Below are 17,086 nucleotides of genomic sequence, written 5' to 3'. Positions count from 1 at the left end.
TCATCGCTGTCTACCCCTTTACCACACCGGTCTGCCTTCCTCTCGGGGGGCTACGGCTACTGCCGTGACCGGTCCGTTTCGAGGAGCACATGATCGCCCAGCCACATCAGCTGAACGCGGTCGGCGACCACGCTGACCAGCGGTCGGTCACGGCTACCGATCAGCGGTCGATCCCAGAGGCCACCGTGGCCCGGCTGGCCGTCTACCTGCGTGCCCTGACCGGCCTGGGCGAGCACGGAGTGGCCACTGTCTCCTCGGAGTCGCTGGCCACCGCGGCCGGCGTCAACTCGGCCAAGCTGCGCAAGGACCTGTCCTACCTGGGGTCCTACGGGGTGCGCGGCGTCGGCTACGAGGTCTCGGTGCTCACCGAGCAGATCCGCAAGACCCTCGGCCTGCACCAGAACCGGGCCGTCGCCCTGATCGGGCTGGGGCACCTGGGGCAGGCGCTGGCCGGTTACGCGGGCTTCGCCTCCCGAGGCTTTCGGATCTCGGCGCTCATCGACGCCCATCCGGCCCTGGTCGGCACCCGGCTGCGTGGGCTGACCGTGCAACACGTGGACTCCCTCGACGAGGTCGTCAAGCGGGAGAACATCGCGATCGCCGTGGTGGCGGTGCCGGCTGCGGCGGCGCAGGACGTCTGCGACCGGCTGGTGGCGGCCGGCGTCACCTCGATCCTCAACTTCGCGCCGACGGTGCTGAACGTGCCGCCGCATGTCGACGTGCGCAAGGTCGACCTGGCTGCCGAGCTGCAGATCCTGTCCTTCCACGACAACCGCAAGGCCGGCCGGGCGGACTGCGCGCAGACCGCCGACTCGAGCCCCGGCGAGCCGACCGCCGGGTCGGCCGACCCCGCGACCGTGGCCGCCGACCCGATCAGCAAGGTGGCGGTGGCTCGGTGACCCTGCTTGTGGTCGGTCTCTCACATCACTCCGCTCCGGTCCGGGTGCTGGAGCGCGCCAGCATCCCGCCCGACGAGCTGACGAAGGTCCTGGACGAGCTGCACCGCAGCGAGTCCATCTCCGAGGTCATCGTGCTCTCGACCTGCAATCGGATCGAGATCTACGCCGACGTCGCCCGGTTCCACCCGGCCGTGGTCGACATCTCGACCACGCTCGCCCGGATCGCCGGCATGGGCGTGGCCGAGCTCGGCGATCACCTCTACGTCCACTTCGACGAGGCCGCTGCCGACCACCTGCTGCAGGTCGCGGCCGGCCTGGACTCGATGGTGGTCGGCGAGTCCCAGATCCTGGGCCAGCTGCGCCACGCCTACGCGACCGGCACCCAGGCCGGGACGGTCGGCAAGGTGCTGCACGAGGCGAGCCAGACCGCGTTGCGAGTCGGCAAGCGGGTGCACACCGAGACCGGCATCGACCGGGCCGGCGCGTCGGTGGTGTCCGTGGCGCTGCAGCATGCGGCCGAGGCCATGGGCGGGGCCGACCGGCTGGTCGGCAAGCGGTTCGTCATTCTGGGCGCAGGCTCGATGGGCGCCCTGGCAGGCGCGACGTTGCAGCGGCTTGCCGGCGGCGCCGGCCTCGACGTGGTGGTGATCAACCGTAGCGTCGAGCGCGCTCAGCGGCTGGCGCAGAGCTTGGGCGGCGAGGTCGGCTCCAGGGAGCGCCTCGCCGATGAGATCGCCCGTGCCGATGTGCTGATCTCGTGCACCGGGGCGACCGGCCTGGTGGTTGAGGGGCCCGACGTGCACCCGCGCGCCGGCCGGCCGCTGGTGGTGCTCGACCTGGCGCTGCCCCGCGACGTCGACCCGGCGGTCTCGCTGATGGCCGAGGTCCACTACGTCGACCTGGACGTGCTGCGCAGCTCCGGGGCGATGGTCAGCGACGCCGAGGTGGCGTCGGCGATGGCGATCGTGGCCACCGAGTTGCGCAGCTACCTGACCAGCCAGCAGGTGCGAGCGGTCGCGCCGACCGTCACCGCGCTGCGGGCCCGAGCGGCTCAGGTGGTGGACAGCGAGCTGCTGCGGCTGGACAGCCGGTTGCCCGGCCTGGAGCCCTCCGTTCGCGACGAGCTGGCCAGCGCGGTCCGCCGCGCCGTCGACAAGGTGCTGCACGCCCCGACTGTGCGGGTGAAGGAGCTGGCCGCCACGCCGGAGGGCAACTCCTACGCGGCCGCGCTGCGCGAGCTGTTCGACCTCGACCCGGCCCGGCCGGGCTCGGTCACCGCGGTTCGGCGCTCGGAGCCGTTGGACGCCGACCCCTTCGACGACGGCACGGCCGACGGTTCGGACGGTTCGGACGGCGCTGCCGGTTCGGAGGGCGCTGCCGGTTCGGACGGCGCTGCCGGTTCGGACGGCGCTGCCGGTTCGGACGGCGCTGACGCGCCGGGTGGTCCCGGGACGGTGACCGGCTGATGACGATGACTCGCACCCTTCGGATCGGCACCCGTGCCAGCCTGCTGGCCCGCACCCAGACCCAGCTGGTGATCGACGCCTTCGCAGGCAGCAACCCCGACGTGCCGGTGGAGGTCGTCCTGGTCTCCACCGAGGGCGACCGTTCGGCGCAGCCGCTGGAGCAGATCGGCGGCACCGGGGTGTTCGTCTCCGCGCTGCGCGAGGCGTTGCTGGCCGGCGAGATCGACGTCGCGGTGCACTCGTTCAAGGACCTGCCGACTGCTCCGGCGCCCGGTATCGCGCTGGCCGCGGTGCCGCCGCGTGAGGACCCGCGGGACGCGCTGTGCGCGCGGGACGGGCTGAGCCTGCTCGAGCTGCCGCCCGGCGCCCGGATCGGCACCGGCTCACCTCGCCGCACCGCTCAGCTGAACGCGCTGGACCGCGGGTGGCAGATCGTGCCGATCCGCGGCAACGTCGACACCCGGCTGTCCCGGGTGGGCAGCGGGGCAGATCAGCTCGACGCGGTGGTGCTGGCGGTGGCCGGCCTGCACCGGCTGGGTCGCGGCGAGGCCATCACCGAACTGCTCGATCCCATTCAAGTGCTGCCGGCAGCCGCGCAGGGCGCGCTCGCTGTCGAGTGCCGGGAGTCCGACGAGGACGCCCGGTCGCTGCTGGCGCCGCTCGATGACCACGCGACCAGGGCGGCAGTCGCTGCCGAACGGTCGTTGCTCACTGCCCTTGAGGCAGGCTGCACCGCCCCGGTGGGGGCACTGGCCGAGATCACCGAGGGTGATGACGGCTTGCTCGAAGTTTTCCTTCGTGGTTCGGTCACCGCGATCGACGGCAGTGACGCCGTCCGGTTGTCGGCTTCCGGCCCACTCAACACTGCCGAGAAGATCGGGCAGCGGCTAGCCGCTGAACTGATCGATCTCGGCGCGAACATCATGATGGGGAGCTCGAAATGACCCGAGCGCGTAAGTCCGTCGGCAAGGTGTCCTTCGTGGGCACCGGCACGGGCGACGCTGGACTGCTCACCGTGCGCGCCGTCGAGGTGCTGGCATCGGCCGAGGTGGCCTATGTCGATGACTCGGTCACCGGCGCGGTGCGGGCTCTGATAGCAGGCGAGATCCGCCCGGCCGACTCGGCGCCGGCCGACGTCGCCAAGGCGCTGCTGGCCGAGGCCCGCAACGGCGCGGTGGTGGTTCGGGTGGTGTCGGGTGATCCGTTCGCCTCCGACGCCGTCACCCGCGAGGCGCTGGCCGTCGGCAAGACCGCGGTGCCTTTCGAGGTGGTGCCGTCGCTGTCGGTGGCTGCCGCGACCGCCAGCTACGCCGGGGTGCCGGTGGGCGCCCTGCACACCGAGGCCGACCTGCGGCAGGGTCAGCCGGTCGACTTCGAGGCCCTGGCAGCGGCGCCCGGCACCCTGGTGCTGACCCTGGACGCCGCCGAGGTGGGCCAGGTGGCCGAGCAACTGGTGGCCTCGGGTCTCAAGCCCGACAGCGCGATGGCGGTGACCTGCGCCGGCACCACGACCGCTCAGGTCACCGTCGCCGGGACTCTGGCCGAGGCCGAGCTGTCGGCCGCGGGCATGCAGGGGCCGGTCGTGCTGAGCATCGGCAAGGCCGTCGCCTCGCGCGAGAAGCTGGCCTGGTGGGAGTCCCGCGCGCTGTTCGGCTGGAAGATCCTGGTGCCGCGCACCAAGGAGCAGGCCGGCGCGATGAGCGAGCGGCTGCGTGACTTCGGCGCGGTGCCGGTCGAGGTCCCGACCATCGCGGTCGAGCCGCCGCGCACGCCCACCCAGATGGAGCGCGCGATCAAGGGCCTGGTCACCGGCCGGTACGAGTGGATCGTGTTCACCTCGACCAATGCCGTCAAGGCGGTCCGGGAGAAGTTCGAGGAGTTCGGCCTGGACGCCCGCGCCTTCGCCGGCGTGAAGATCGCCTGCGTCGGGGAGCAGACCGCCGAGGCGGTGCGCGCCTTCGGAATCCTGCCGGAGCTGCTGCCGTCGGGCGAGCAGTCCTCCGAGGGCCTGCTGGCCGACTTCCCGCCGTATGACGACGTGCTGGACCCGATCGACCGGGTGCTGCTGCCGCGGGCCGACATCGCCACCGAGACGCTGGCCGAGGGCCTGCGCGAGCGCGGCTGGGAGATCGACGACGTGACGGCCTACCGGACGGTTCGGGCGGCGCCGCCGGCGGCCGAGATCCGCGACGCCATCAAGTCCGGCGGCTTCCAGGCGGTCTGCTTCACCTCGTCCTCGACGGTGCGCAACCTGGTCGGCATCGCCGGCAAGCCGCACAACAAGACGGTGGTGGCCTGCATCGGGCCGCAGACCGCGGCTACGGCGCGCGAGTTCGGCCTGCGGGTGGACGTGCAGCCCGAGACCGCGAACGTGGCGTCGCTGATCGACGCGCTGGCCGAGTTCGCGGTCAAGCGGGCCGAGGAAGAGCGTGAGAAGGCGGCCGCCGCGCCGGCCCGCCGGTCGCGTTCCACCGCGCGCAGCCGCACGGTTCGGTAGCTCGGTTCGCAGGAAGTTCGCTGGCAGCTCGCTGTTTCGAGCGGGCGCCGTTCGCAGGCCTTCGGGCGCTGTGGCCGGCGCCCGCTTCGCTTTCTGGACGTCGCTGTGATGAGAGGTCATCGGCGCAACCCCTCGCTACGGTGAGCGGTTGTGAGCAGCAACGAGCCGTACCACAGCGTCCAGGCCGCTGACCGGAGCGCCATCGCAGACCTCGTACGGAGATTCTTCGCCGCCTTCACCTCCGGAGCGGACAGCGCCGTCCGGCTCGACGCGCTCCGCGAGGCGTTCCTTCCTACAGCGGTGATCATCCGGACCTGCGGTGGCGAACCCACCGTCTACACCGTCGACAGCTTCATCGCGCCCCGGCAGGCATTGCTGGCCGGCGGCAGGCTGCTCGACTTCAGTGAGTGGGAGCTGATCGGGCGCACCGAGGTGTTCGGCGATGTCGCGCAGCACTTCTGCAGCTATGCCAAGCAAGGCATCTCAGACGGTGAATCCTTCACCGGACGAGGCATGAAGACGTTGCAATTCATACGGACGTCGGCCGGCTGGCGGATCAGCGCCGCGGCCTGGTACGACGAGCGTGCCGGCCTGACCATCGAGCCGGAATGGGTTTCGGGCGACGCGTCTGAGCGGGAGACCTGACGACCGGCCGGTGGACTCCTGGCCCACCCCCACCGCGCGCGAGACCCATTAGCGTGGGACGTGGTGCGTCCCAGACAGTCGAGGCGCCGCCTGCGGGCTAGTGGAAACGGGTGGGGCTATGCCAGTGCTGGACGCGTTCGCCGTCAAGGATCGGGTCGCGGTTGTCACGGGCGGCAACCGTGGCTTGGGCCGTGCGTTCGCGCACGCGCTCGGTGAGGCAGGGGCTTCGATAGCGATCCTCGCCCGGGACGAGGCGGCCAGTGCCGATGTCGTGTCGGAGCTCGACACGAAGGGGATACGCGCGCGTGCGTTCTCGGCCGATGTCTCCGACCGCGCTGCGGTGGCGAACGCCGCCCACCGGATCACCGCTGAGTTCGGGGGCGTGGACATCCTGGTCAACAACGCGGGAACGTGCGTCCACCGCCCTGCTCTGGAGGTGACCGAGCAGGAATGGCGTTCGGTCATCGACGTGAACCTGACGGGGGTGTGGAACGGTTGCCAGGTCTTCGGCGCGTTGATGGTGCAGGCCGGCGGCGGGGCCATCGTGAACGTGGGGTCGATGTCCGGCCAGATCGTCAACCGTCCGCAGTGGCAACCGGCCTACAACGCGTCCAAGGCCGGGGTGCATCACCTCACGAAGTCACTCGCGGCTGAATGGGCTGTCCACGGCGTTCGGGTCAACGCGGTCGCGCCGGGGTATGTCCGCACCGACATGACACCGCTCGATAATCCGGAGTTCGCAGAGCATTGGATCGGCGACACGCCCCAGCAGCGGGCGGCCGAGCCGGAGGAGATCGCGCCGGCGGTGGTCTTTCTCGCCAGCCGCGCGTCGTCGTTCATGACCGGCACGGTGCTGGTCATCGATGGGGGCTACACCGTTTTCTAGTCAGCGTTCCCTCTGAACGCACCAGGATGAATCTCTCCTCAGGCTGAGCTGCCCGTCAGCCGCAGTGCCGCCACGATCAGGGTGCGGGCCGTCTGGGTGGTCTCGGTCAGCGACACCCGCTCCTGCGCGCTGTGCGCGACCGCCGGATCGCCCGGCCCGTAGTGCAGGGTAGGAATCCCAGCGCCGGCGTATAGCCGCAGGTCGCTGCCGTACGGCGCGCCTCGCTCGGCCACCTGCCCGCCCACGGTGTCGGCATGCGCCCCGGCGACCACCTCGCGCAGCGGGTCGCCGGCCGGCAGCCGGCCACTGGCGAACTGGCCGCCGCTCCAGCGCACCGAGGCCGGGTGCGCGCGCAGCCACGGGTCGGCGGCGCACACCTCGGCCACCCGTTGCTCGAACGCGGCCCGGGCCTCGGCCGGGTCCTCGTCCAGCAGCACCCCGTACCGGCCGTGCGCGACCAGCAGGTCCGGCACCGTGCTCGGCCAGTCACCGGCCGACACCTGGCCGATCGACAGCGGCGCCGCGATCTGGTAGCCGGCCAGCAGCGGATCGGGCTCGGCGTTGCGTTCGGTCTCCAGCGCCCGCAGCCCCTGAAACAGCGGCAGGAACTTCTCGATGGCGCTGACCCCGGCCGTGCGGATGCTGCCGTGCGCCGCCGAACCGGGCACGGTCAGCTCGAAGGTCAGCGCCCCGCAGTTGGCGGTGATCATGCTGAGCGACGTGGGTTCGGGGATCAGGCAGGCGTCACCCCGATGCCCGCGGCGCAGGGTGGCGAACGCGCCGAGCCCGCCGTCCTCCTCGCTGGCCACCAGGTGCAGCGCGAGCCGGCCGGCCAGCCGCATGCCGCTGGCCCGGATCGCCGCCAGCGCGGCCAGGTTGGCCGCCACCCCGGCCTTCATGTCGCAGGCGCCGCGCGCGTGCAGCAGGTCGCCCTCGATCCGCGGGGTGAAGGGATCTCCCGGCCAGGCGGCCCGATCGCCGGGTGGCACCACGTCGACGTGGCCTTGCAGGATGACCGTGGGACCGTCCCGCCGCTCGGTGCTGGCCACCAACCCCCAGATCTCAGCCCGCTCGGCCTCGGTGCCGGGGAAGTCCGGGTCGGCCCGCAGCTCGGCCAGGTCCGGCTGCCACAGGTCGACCTCCAGATCCAGCCGTTCGGCCTGCCCGGCGAGAGCGTGCAGCAGCTCCGTCTCGGCCGCGCTGCCGGTGACGCTCGGAACCGCGAGCAGGTCGAGCAGGCCGCGGTGCAGCGCCGGCTCGTCGAGGGCGTCCAGCGCACGGCGTTCGGTGTCGGTGAGCATGCCGGCATCATGCCTTTGGGAGTGGCGAGGTGGAAACACCGGCGATCGCTCAGCGGTCAGCTGGCAAGCCCAGCTCGGCCACCGCGGCATCGCGGATCTTGAACTTCTGAATCTTGCCGGTCACGGTCATCGGGTACTCGGTGACGAACTGGACGTAGCGCGGCACCTTGTAGTGCGCAAGTCGGCCTTGGCAGTAAGCGCGCACCTCTTGCTCCGTGAGCGCGGCGCCAGGCCGAAGCCGCACCGCCGCCAGCAGCTCCTCGCCATACTTGCGATCCGGCACACCCACCACCTGGACGTCCTCGATGTCGGGATGGGAGTAGAGGAACTCCTCCACCTCGCGAGGATAGACGTTCTCGCCGCCGCGGATCACCATGTCCTTACTGCGCCCGACGATGGCGAGGTACCCCTCGTTGTCCATCACCGCCAGGTCGCCGGTGTGCATCCAACCGTCGCGTAACACCTCGGCAGTCTGATCGGGCTGGTTCCAGTACCCGCGCATCACCGAGTAGCCCCGGGTACACAGCTCCCCCGTCGTGCCCCGCGGCGCCAACCGTCCGCTGACCGGGTCGATCACCTTCACCTCGACGTGTGGGTGCACCCGGCCGACGGTGGCGGTCCGGCGGTCGAGCGAGTCGTCGGCTCGGGTCTGGGTGGAGACCGGCGAGGTCTCGGTCATCCCGTAGCAAATCGTCACCTCCACCATCTGCATCTCGCTGATCACCCGCTTCATCACCTCGACCGGGCAGGGTGAGCCGGCCATGATTCCGGTGCGTAGCGAGGACAGGTCGTAGTCGGCGAAATCGGTCAGTGCCAGTTCGGCGATGAACATGGTGGGCACGCCGTACAGCGACGTGCAGCGCTCGTCCTGCACCGCCCGCAGGGTGGCGGCAGGGTCGAAGCCGGCGGCCGGGATGACCACGCAGGCGCCGTGGCTGGTGGCCGCCAGATTGCCCATCACCATGCCGAAGCAGTGGTAGAACGGCACCGGCACACAGATCCGGTCCTGCTCGGTGTAGGAGCATCCCTCGCCGACCAGATAGCCATTGTTGAGGATGTTGTGGTGGCTGAGGGTGGCGCCTTTGGGAAAGCCGGTGGTGCCGGAGGTGTACTGGATATTGATCGGATCATCCGGGTCGAGGCCGTCGGCCACCGCCTGCACCTCGGCAAGCGGGACCGACCCGCCGTCGGTCACCAGCTCGGTCCAACCGGGCTCGCCGAGGTAGATGACCTCACGTAGCTCGGGGCAGTCGCCGGCGACCTCCGTCACCATCGCGCGGTAGTCGCTGCCCTTGTGCTCTAGGGCCGAGAACAGCATGGCGGTACCGGACTGCTTCAACACGTAGGCCAGCTCGTGGCTGCGATAGGCAGGGTTGATGTTGACCGCGATCACGCCGATCCGAGCGGTCGCGTACTGCACCAGCATCCAGTCGATGCAGTTCGGGGCCCAGATGCCTACCCGCTCACCGATCTGGATACGGTGCGCGAGCAGGCCACGGGCCAGTTCGGTGACCGCGGCGTCGAGTTGGGCATAGCTGAGTCGCCGGCCGCTGCCGCACTCGACAACCGCATCCCGATCGGGATATCGGGCGGCGGTCCGGGCCAGGTTGGCGCCGATGGTGTCGCCGAGCAGACCCACCGTGGAGGTGCCGCTGGCGTAGGAGAGCAGGACGGGCGGCGGCGCAGAGGTCATAGACCGGATTCAACTCGCCGGCGGAAACCGGCGCTAGCCGGCGGTCGTGCGCGCGTGCGCTGGTGAGGTGTGTCAGCGGGGCGGGGTGAGGGTGCCGCGGGATTCTTTGACTGTGAAGGTGGTTCGGGACGGCTGGTTGGCGGTGACCTCGCCGGGGATGTCGATCCAGGAGCCGGCGCCGATGCGGAACTGGGCGTGCCAGTACACCCGAGCGGTGACGGTGACCGGTCCGCGCCGGGTGTAGTTGTGCCCGAACCGGTCGGCGCAGGAGCCGCAGTCCTGGGCGGGGTCGTAGGCGGTGCCGGGAGTGGCGGTCAGGGTGCCGGCGACGCCGTCGCCGAAGTCGAACTCGGTGCGGTCATAGCTGACCCGCAGGTTGACCGGAAAGCCGATCAGGCTGGCCCGGCCGAGCTCGACCTCGGGCGCGGTGTCGACCCAGAACAGGGTGCGCAGGTTGATCAGGGCGGTGCCGGTGCTCGGCGAGACCCCCAGCGCGGGCGGGTGCAGCAGCCGGATCACCTCGTCGCGCAGCGCGGCGGTCGACGGCATCGGGGTGGTGGCGCCAGCGCACCAGGCGGCGATGGGTACGGCGGTGTCACTCAGCGACACCACGGTGATGAACTGATGCGGGTTAGGGGTGCCGGGAATCGGTGGGCAGGGAAAACCGGTCGGGCCGCAGGAGGGGTTCCAGTGGGTGTGGTCATCGGTCGCCGTGGCGTAGCCGCAGTCGATCACCAGCACCGGCGAGGCCCCGTTGCCACGGGGCAAGTCGGTGGGAGTCACCCCGCAACTTCCCGTCACGCCCACAGATCCAGGACCCGTCCCGCCATGCAAGGTGGCACCGCTGCCTCCGCCGCAGGGATCAGCGCCAACTGCGCTAGCTCGCGCGAAAGTTACTAACTGCAATACAAGGAGTAGGCAAGCCACCGCACCTAACGGTGGTTTGGCTCGCTTCATGAGATCCGTGCCATGTAGGTGAGCTGCCAGCCGTCAGCACTCTTCTTGCTGCATAACTTGAAGTTGTCGCCGAAGTAGGCTCCATCCCCATTGAAGACCTTGCCGGTCTTATCCACGACTGACGTTGCAGTGATGTCCACCTTCATCACGGCGCAGAAGTCCGCAGGTGCGGTTACCGGTGCGATAGCAGTTTTCTCTGCGCGGTGCACCGTGAGTCGACCACCCAAGTACCAGTGCTTTTCAGCTGCAGTTCGGCTTATGCCCCTCGCTAGGCCATCGCACTGTCCGCAAGTAGGGCCGTAGTAGTGCTTCATGTAGGACGGGTTGGTGGTGGCGTAGGCCCAGTCGAGGGTGCGCATGAAGAACTCGGCGAAGGCGTTGGCGCCCTCCTGCGTCCGCGCGCGGGCGGCCGCCGGGTAGAGCGGCGGCTTCTCGCCCGGCTTGACGTTGTGGCCGGTCAGCGGCACGTCCGCCGGATAGGGTCGGGGGGTCGGCGTAGGCCTCGCCGAGGTCGGAGCGGCGCTGGCGCTGGGCGCTGAGCTCGCCGCCGGCACCGTAGAGGTGTTCGGGCCGGCGTCGCCGCTGCAGCCGCTGACCAGCAGTGTCAGAACGCCGACCAGCGCCAAGCCGGCCAACCGCATGTGCTTACCCATAACGGCGATGATGCCCGATTCGTTCTCGGGCCGGCCGACCGGCTACTTACTTGTGGATAACCCGGGCAGGGCAACCAGTCCGAGCTAGGCTGGACCGGTGAATGATCTTCCCGCCCTCCCCGCCTTTCCGGTGTCGCGGCCTCGCCGGCTCCGGCGGACAGCTGCCTTGCGCCGGCTTGCCGGTGAGGTCTCGGTGCGGCCGGGCGACCTGATCCTGCCGATGTTCGTCGCTGAGAGCGCCTCCGAGCCGCGCCTGATCGGCTCGATGCCGGGGGTGGTCCAGCACTCCCTCGACTCGCTGGCCAAGGCCGCCATTGGCGCGGTCGAGGCCGGCGTCGGCGGGCTGATGCTGTTCGGAATCCCGATGCATAAGGACCCGGTGGGCTCGGGCGCCGACGACCCGCACGGCATCCTCAACCTCGCTCTGGCTCGGCTGAAGTTCGAGCTCGGCGACGCGACCGTGCTGATGGGCGACCTGTGCCTGGACGAGTTCACCGACCACGGTCACTGCGGGGTGCTGTCCACCGACGGCTCCGTCGACAACGACGCCACCCTGCAGCGTTACGCCTCGATGGCATTGGCGCAGGCCGAGGCCGGCGCTGACCTGCTCGGCACGAGCGGCATGATGGACGGCCAGGTCGGCGTGGTTCGGCAGGCCCTGGACGGGGCCAATCGCTCTGACGTCGGCGTGCTCGCCTACGCGCCCAAGTACGCCTCGGCGTTCTACGGGCCGTTCCGCGAGGCGGTGGACTCCTCGCTCACCGGTGACCGGCTGACCTACCAGCAAGACCCGGCCCGCGGCGCCCGTGAGGCATTGGCGGAGGTGGCTCTGGACGTGGCCGAGGGCGCTGACATGGTGATGGTCAAGCCGGCGCTGCCCTACCTCGACATCCTCGCCGCGGTCTCAGCGGCCTCGCCGGTTCCGGTCGCGGCCTATCAGGTCTCGGGTGAGTACGCGATGATCGAGGCCGCCGCCGAGCGCGGCTGGATCGACCGCGAACGGGTCGTGCTCGAGACGTTGCTGTCGATCCGCCGGGCGGGTGCGGCCATGATCTTGACGTACTGGGCGCACGAGGCAGCCATCCTGCTGCGATGAGCCCGGCCCGCCACCCGAGGCGCTGATGACCGGGCGTCGCTCCCGGTATCGCAGCGCCGGCCTGCTCACCGGCCTGATCATCCTCGGCTGGATCTGGGACTTCGTGCTCGGTGGCGGTCGCACGCACTCGCCCGCCTGGCTGGGGGCGCTGATCGTGGTGGGAGGCATCAGCCTGCTGGCCGCCCGAGGCGCGCCCGACTCGGCCTTCGCAGATCCGGCACCCGCAGACCGGACGCCCGCAGCGGGCCCAGCTGCCGTTAGGCCGATCGTCATCGCCCCGGCGGACTCCGCGGACCTGCCGCAGTTGGTTGAGATCGAAGTAGCCGCCGACAAGCTCTTCGAAGTCGCCGGCTACGGCAGCACTCCCGGTCCGGCCACCACCGACGAGCTAGCCGGGGCGAAGCTGCTGCTGGTAGCCCGCCGGCAGCCAAGCGCCCCCGCAGCGCGCGACCCCCGACCAAGCGACCCCCGACCAAGCGACCCTGGACCAAGCGACCCCCGACCAAGCGACCCTGAACCGAGCGAGCCTGCGGCGACCGGTCAGCCACCCATCGGTTACATCAGGGTCGAGGTGGTCGACGGGCAGGCGCACATCGAGGGGCTGTCGGTGCGCCCGAAAGAGATGCGACGGGGCGTCGGCGCCGCCCTGGTGAACGCCGCGTGCGAGTGGGCCGCCGAGCAGGGGTTCAACCAGGTCACCCTGTGCACCTTCGCCGACGTGCCGTGGAACGGCCCGTTCTACGCCGGCCTGGGTTTCACCGAGATCCCCGCCGCCACCCCTGAGCTGCAGGCGCTGCGCCGACGTGAGACGCGGCTGGGCCTGGACGCGATGGGCCGGCGGTGTGTGATGCGGCGCCCGCTCGACCGGCCACCCAGCCGGCCGAGCTGGCCGGCTGGCTGACGAGGCGGCCCCACGAGACGGCCCGACGAGACGGCCGAGCGCCGGCTGGCTGACTTGCAGACCCGCTCAGTGAAAAGTGCCCCGCCGTATGCTGGACGCTTCCCATATCAAGGAGCCTGACATGCTCGTCCGTTCCGTCTCCGCTGCCGCGATGTCAGTCGTGGCCCTGCTCGGCGTCACCGCCTGCTCGCCGACCGACGACAACCCAGCCGCGAACACCAGCGCGCCGGCGGTCAGCGCCGCGGCCGATGAGTGCGACAAGTCGAAGCTGAGCCTGATCACGCCGGGCGTCTTCACCGTGGCCACCGACAACCCGGCCTACGAGCCGTGGTTCTCGGACAACAAGCCCAGTAACGGCAAGGGTTACGAGTCGGCAGTGGCCTATGCGGTGGCCGAGCGGCTGGGTTTCAAGCCGTCCGAAGTCAAGTGGGTCACCGCCTCCTTCAACAGCGTGGTGACCCCAGGCCGCAAGAACTTCGACGTCGACGTCAACCAGGTCTCGATCAGCGAGGAGCGCAGGAAGGCGGTGGACTTCTCCACCGGCTACTACGACGTCGCGCAGTCGGTCGTCAGCTACACCGGCAGCAAGATCGCCAGCGCCACCTCGCTGGCCCAGCTGAAGGACGCCAAGCTGGGCGCCCAGGTCGGCACCACCAGCTACAAGACCATCACCGACACCATCAAGCCCTCCAAGAAGCCATCGGTGTACGACACCAACGACCTCGCCGTCCAGGCCCTGAAGAACAAGCAGATCGACGGCATCGTGGTAGACCTGCCCACCGGTTTCTACATGAGCGCCGCCCAACTGGACAACGGCAAGATCGTCGGCCAGATCTCCTCCGGCAGCTCGCCCGAGCAGTTCGGGTTCGTGCTCAGCAAGGGCTCCAAGCTGACCTCGTGCGTCTCCAAGGCGGTTGACGCGCTGCGCGGCGAGGGAGCGCTCACCCGGCTTCAGGAGCAGTGGCTGGCCACCGCCGGCGGAGCGCCTGAGCTGAAGTGATGGCGCGGGCGCCGCAGTCGATCGCACCTGCCGACCAGTCGAGCTGGCAGCCCTCAGAATTGCAGCGCCAGCGCCTGGCCTACCGGCGCGGCAGGGCGATCCGCTCGGGGGTCACCGCGGCGCTGAGCACCCTGGTGCTGGTCGCGGTGGCGATCGGCGCGGTCACCTCGTCACCGGGCTGGCCGCGAGTCCATGAGACTTTCTTCAACTGGGAAAAGGCGAAAGAGTCCTTCCCCCTCGTCGCCGAAGGCCTGTGGCTCAACCTTCGGGTGATGCTGGCCTGCGCGGTGCTGGTGGTGGTGCTCGGCTTGGCGCTGGCCGTCCTGCGAACGCTGCGCGGGCCGGTGTTCTTTCCGCTGCGGATGTTCGCCGCCGCCTACACCGACCTTTTCCGCGGCCTTCCGCTGATCCTGGTGTTGCTGCTGCTCGGGTTCGGAGTGCCGGCGCTGAGCCTGGGCGGCGTCTCCTTCCAGCCGGTGGTGGTCTACGGCGGCGCCGCGCTGGTGTTGACCTATTCGGCCTACGTCGCCGAGGTGTTCCGCGCCGGGATCGAGTCGGTTCATCCCTCCCAGCGCGCGGCGGCCCGCTCGCTCGGGCTGAGCAACTCCCAGTCCTTACGTCACGTGGTGTTGCCGCAGGCGGTTCGCCGGGTGCTGCCGCCGCTGCTCAACGACTTCGTGTCGCTGCAGAAGGACTCGGGGCTGATCTCCATCCTCGGTGTCGTCGACGCGATCCGCGCGGCCCAGATCTCGACGGCCACCGACTTCAACTACACGCCCTACATCGTGGCCGGCTTCCTGTTCGTCTGCCTGACTATCCCGCTCACCAGGCTGACCGACTGGGTCGCCAGACGGCAGGGCTGGTACGGCGTCTCCGGTGGCGCGGTATGAGAAGGCGAGCCGCTGCCAGGTGGGACCCGGCGCCGGACGGCGCCGGCCTGCTGTCGATCCGCAACCTGCGCAAGTCCTTCGGCTCGAACCTGGTGCTCGACGACGTCAGCCTGGACATCGCGCAGGGCGAGTGCGTCGTGCTGATCGGCGCCTCCGGCTCGGGCAAGTCCACCCTGCTGCGGTGCGTGAACCTGCTTGAGGTGGTCGACGACGGCGTCATCGAGCTGGCCGGCGCCGACGTCACCGACCCGAGGATGAACGCCGACGAGGTGCGCTCCCGGGTCGGCATCGTGTTCCAGGCGTTCAACCTGTTCCCGCACCTGTCGGTGCTGCAGAACGTCACCCTGTCGCCGATCAGGGTGCACGGCCTGCCGCGCGCCGAGGCCGAGGCCCGGGCGTTGGCGATGCTGGAGCGGGTCGGGCTCTCGGACAAGGCGTCGGCCAGGCCCGACGAGCTGTCCGGCGGCCAGCAGCAGCGGGTTGCGATCGCCCGGGCCCTGGTGAACTCGCCGGTGCTGATGCTGCTGGACGAGGTCACCTCGGCCCTTGACCCGGAGCTGGTGGGTGAGGTGCTGAGCCTGCTGCGCGAGCTCAAGGACGAGGGCATGACGATGGTGATCGCCACCCATGAGATGGGATTCGCCCGGCAGGTCGCTGACACCGTGTGCTTCCTCGATGGCGGCCGGCTGCTGGAGGTCGGCCCACCCGAGCAGGTGCTGGCAGACCCGCTTGAGGCCCGCACCCGGCAATTCCTGGCCCGGATCATCGAAGCCGGCCGGTTGTGAGCGGCTGCCCGGTAAAGGACCACCGGTAAAGGACCACCGGTGACCGGCGCCCGGTGACAGACCGCCGGTCACCGGGCGCGGGCAAAGCTGGAACACTGGGCAGGTGAGCGACGCACCCATCTCAGCAGAGCTGTTCGCCCGAGCCCAGAAGGTCATCCCCGGCGGGGTCAACTCACCGGTCCGGGCCTTCCGCGCGGTCGGCGGCACGCCTCGGTTCATGGTGAGCGGCCAGGGCCCGTACCTGACCGACGCCGACGGGCGGACCTACGTCGACCTGGTGGCCTCGTGGGGTCCGATGATCCTCGGCCACGCCCATCCGGCGGTGGTCGAGGCGGTCCGCTACGCCGCGACCCAGGGGCTGTCCTTCGGCACCCCGACCATCGGCGAGGTCGAGTTGGCCGAGGAGCTCATCGCCCGGGTGGAGCCAGTGCAGGAGGTGCGGCTGGTCAACTCCGGCACCGAGGCCACCATGTCGGCCATCCGGCTGGCCCGCGGCTTCACCGGCCGCCCGAAGGTGGTCAAATTCGCCGGCTGCTACCACGGCCACGTCGACTCGCTGCTGGCCAGCGCCGGCTCCGGGGTGCTCACCCTGGGCCTGCCCGACACCCCCGGCGTCACCGGCGCCCAAGCCAGCGAGACCATCGTGCTGCCCTACAACGACGTCGCTGCGGTCGAAGCGGCCTTCGAGCTCAACGGCCCCGACATTGCCTGCGTCATCACCGAGGCCGCGGCGGGCAACATGGGCGCGGTGCCTCCGCAGCCGGGGTTCAACCAGGCGCTGCGCGAGATCACCGCCAGGCACGGGTCGCTGCTGATCATGGACGAGGTGATGACCGGTTTTCGGGTCAGCAGGTCGGGTTGGCACGGCCTCGACCCGGTCGAGGCCGACCTGTTCACCTTCGGCAAGGTGATGTCCGGAGGGCTGCCGGCAGCCGCCTTCGGCGGCCGCGGCGACGTGATGTCGTTCCTGGCGCCGGCCGGCCCGGTCTACCAGGCCGGCACGCTGTCGGGTAACCCGGTCGCGGTCGCTGCGGGGCTTGCCACCCTGCGCAACGCCGACTCCGAGGTCTACGCCCGGCTCGACGCCACCGCCTTCACGGTCGGCCGGCTGGTCTCCGAGGCCCTGGCCGCCGAAGGCGTGGCCCACCAGTTGCAGTACGCCGGCAACATGTTCTCGGTGTTCTTCGGCCAGACCCCGGTCACCGACTTCGCCCAGGCCAAGGCCACCGAGAGCTTCCGGTACGGCCCGTTCTTCCACTCCATGCTCGACGCGGGGGTGTACCTGCCGCCGAGCGCTTTCGAAGCCTGGTTCGTCACCGCCGCGCACGACGACGCCGCTGTGGCCAGGATCGCCGAGGCGCTGCCGGCCGCCGCCCGGGCAGCCGCGACCGCCACCCGGCCGGCGCCGTGAGCCGCG

General features: G+C 70.2%; 16 protein-coding genes. 12 read left to right on the top strand and 4 right to left on the bottom strand.

Annotation, left to right across the window (positions count from 1 at the left end):
• Positions 1-89 precede the first annotated feature (89 nt).
• The 6 genes from VGB75_15420 (at position 90) to VGB75_15395 (ending at position 6,393) form a co-directional block, all read left to right on the top strand.
• Positions 90-899 carry a redox-sensing transcriptional repressor Rex gene (locus VGB75_15420; GenBank protein HEY0168431.1) on the top strand — a complete coding sequence of 270 codons (810 nt, stop codon included), beginning with the start codon at positions 90-92 and terminating at the stop codon, positions 897-899.
• Positions 896-2,365, top strand: coding sequence for a glutamyl-tRNA reductase (locus VGB75_15415; GenBank protein HEY0168430.1), 1,470 nt, complete (start codon positions 896-898; stop codon positions 2,363-2,365). The genes VGB75_15420 and VGB75_15415 overlap by 4 nt, the downstream gene beginning before the upstream one ends.
• Positions 2,365-3,309, top strand: a complete 945-nt coding sequence (hemC, locus tag VGB75_15410) for a hydroxymethylbilane synthase (protein ID HEY0168429.1) — start codon at positions 2,365-2,367, stop codon at positions 3,307-3,309. Before VGB75_15415 ends, hemC begins: the two co-directional genes overlap by 1 nt.
• Positions 3,306-4,862: a uroporphyrinogen-III synthase gene (locus VGB75_15405; protein ID HEY0168428.1), complete on the top strand. Its 1,557-nt coding sequence runs from the start codon at positions 3,306-3,308 to the stop codon at positions 4,860-4,862. The genes hemC and VGB75_15405 overlap by 4 nt, the downstream gene beginning before the upstream one ends.
• 150 nt (positions 4,863-5,012) lie before the next feature.
• Positions 5,013-5,507, top strand: a complete 495-nt coding sequence (locus tag VGB75_15400; GenBank protein ID HEY0168427.1) for a hypothetical protein — start codon at positions 5,013-5,015, stop codon at positions 5,505-5,507.
• A gap of 118 nt (positions 5,508-5,625) precedes the next feature.
• Entirely contained in the window at positions 5,626-6,393 is a 768-nt protein-coding gene (locus tag VGB75_15395) for a glucose 1-dehydrogenase (GenBank protein ID HEY0168426.1), read from the top strand.
• Positions 6,394-6,431: 38 nt separating this feature from the next.
• Here VGB75_15395 and VGB75_15390 read toward each other — a convergent pair whose 3' ends face one another.
• The 4 genes from VGB75_15390 to VGB75_15375 all read right to left on the bottom strand — a co-directional run bounded on the left by VGB75_15390 (position 6,432) and on the right by VGB75_15375 (position 10,997).
• Positions 6,432-7,694, bottom strand: coding sequence for an ArgE/DapE family deacylase (locus VGB75_15390; GenBank protein ID HEY0168425.1), 1,263 nt, complete (start codon positions 7,692-7,694; stop codon positions 6,432-6,434).
• Between the two features lie 49 nt (positions 7,695-7,743).
• Positions 7,744-9,387 carry an AMP-binding protein gene (locus VGB75_15385; protein HEY0168424.1) on the bottom strand — a complete coding sequence of 548 codons (1,644 nt, stop codon included), beginning with the start codon at positions 9,385-9,387 and terminating at the stop codon, positions 7,744-7,746.
• Positions 9,388-9,459: 72 nt separating this feature from the next.
• Positions 9,460-10,170 carry a hypothetical protein gene (locus VGB75_15380; protein HEY0168423.1) on the bottom strand — a complete coding sequence of 237 codons (711 nt, stop codon included), beginning with the start codon at positions 10,168-10,170 and terminating at the stop codon, positions 9,460-9,462.
• 170 nt (positions 10,171-10,340) lie between these two features.
• On the bottom strand, positions 10,341-10,997 hold the full coding sequence (locus tag VGB75_15375; GenBank protein ID HEY0168422.1) for a DUF6318 family protein: 657 nt from the start codon (positions 10,995-10,997) through the stop codon (positions 10,341-10,343).
• Between the two features lie 97 nt (positions 10,998-11,094).
• Between VGB75_15375 and hemB the strand changes: the two genes are divergently transcribed.
• From hemB to hemL, 6 genes are all read left to right on the top strand, one after another.
• Positions 11,095-12,093: a porphobilinogen synthase gene (hemB, locus tag VGB75_15370; GenBank protein HEY0168421.1), complete on the top strand. Its 999-nt coding sequence runs from the start codon at positions 11,095-11,097 to the stop codon at positions 12,091-12,093.
• A 25-nt stretch (positions 12,094-12,118) separates the two neighbouring features.
• Positions 12,119-12,994: a GNAT family N-acetyltransferase gene (locus tag VGB75_15365; GenBank protein ID HEY0168420.1), complete on the top strand. Its 876-nt coding sequence runs from the start codon at positions 12,119-12,121 to the stop codon at positions 12,992-12,994.
• 121 nt (positions 12,995-13,115) lie between these two features.
• Positions 13,116-13,994, top strand: a complete 879-nt coding sequence (locus VGB75_15360; GenBank protein HEY0168419.1) for an ABC transporter substrate-binding protein — start codon at positions 13,116-13,118, stop codon at positions 13,992-13,994.
• Positions 13,994-14,884, top strand: a complete 891-nt coding sequence (locus tag VGB75_15355; protein HEY0168418.1) for an amino acid ABC transporter permease — start codon at positions 13,994-13,996, stop codon at positions 14,882-14,884. The genes VGB75_15360 and VGB75_15355 overlap by 1 nt, the downstream gene beginning before the upstream one ends.
• Positions 14,881-15,669, top strand: coding sequence for an amino acid ABC transporter ATP-binding protein (locus VGB75_15350; protein HEY0168417.1), 789 nt, complete (start codon positions 14,881-14,883; stop codon positions 15,667-15,669). The genes VGB75_15355 and VGB75_15350 overlap by 4 nt, the downstream gene beginning before the upstream one ends.
• A gap of 103 nt (positions 15,670-15,772) precedes the next feature.
• Positions 15,773-17,080, top strand: coding sequence for a glutamate-1-semialdehyde 2,1-aminomutase (hemL, locus tag VGB75_15345; protein ID HEY0168416.1), 1,308 nt, complete (start codon positions 15,773-15,775; stop codon positions 17,078-17,080).
• Positions 17,081-17,086: the final 6 nt, after the last annotated feature.

This window comes from Jatrophihabitans sp. (assembly GCA_036399055.1).
Taxonomy (GTDB): domain Bacteria; phylum Actinomycetota; class Actinomycetes; order Mycobacteriales; family Jatrophihabitantaceae; genus Jatrophihabitans_A.
Note: the sequence above shows the minus strand (reverse complement) of the source record. Positions and strands in the feature narration are given on the sequence as shown.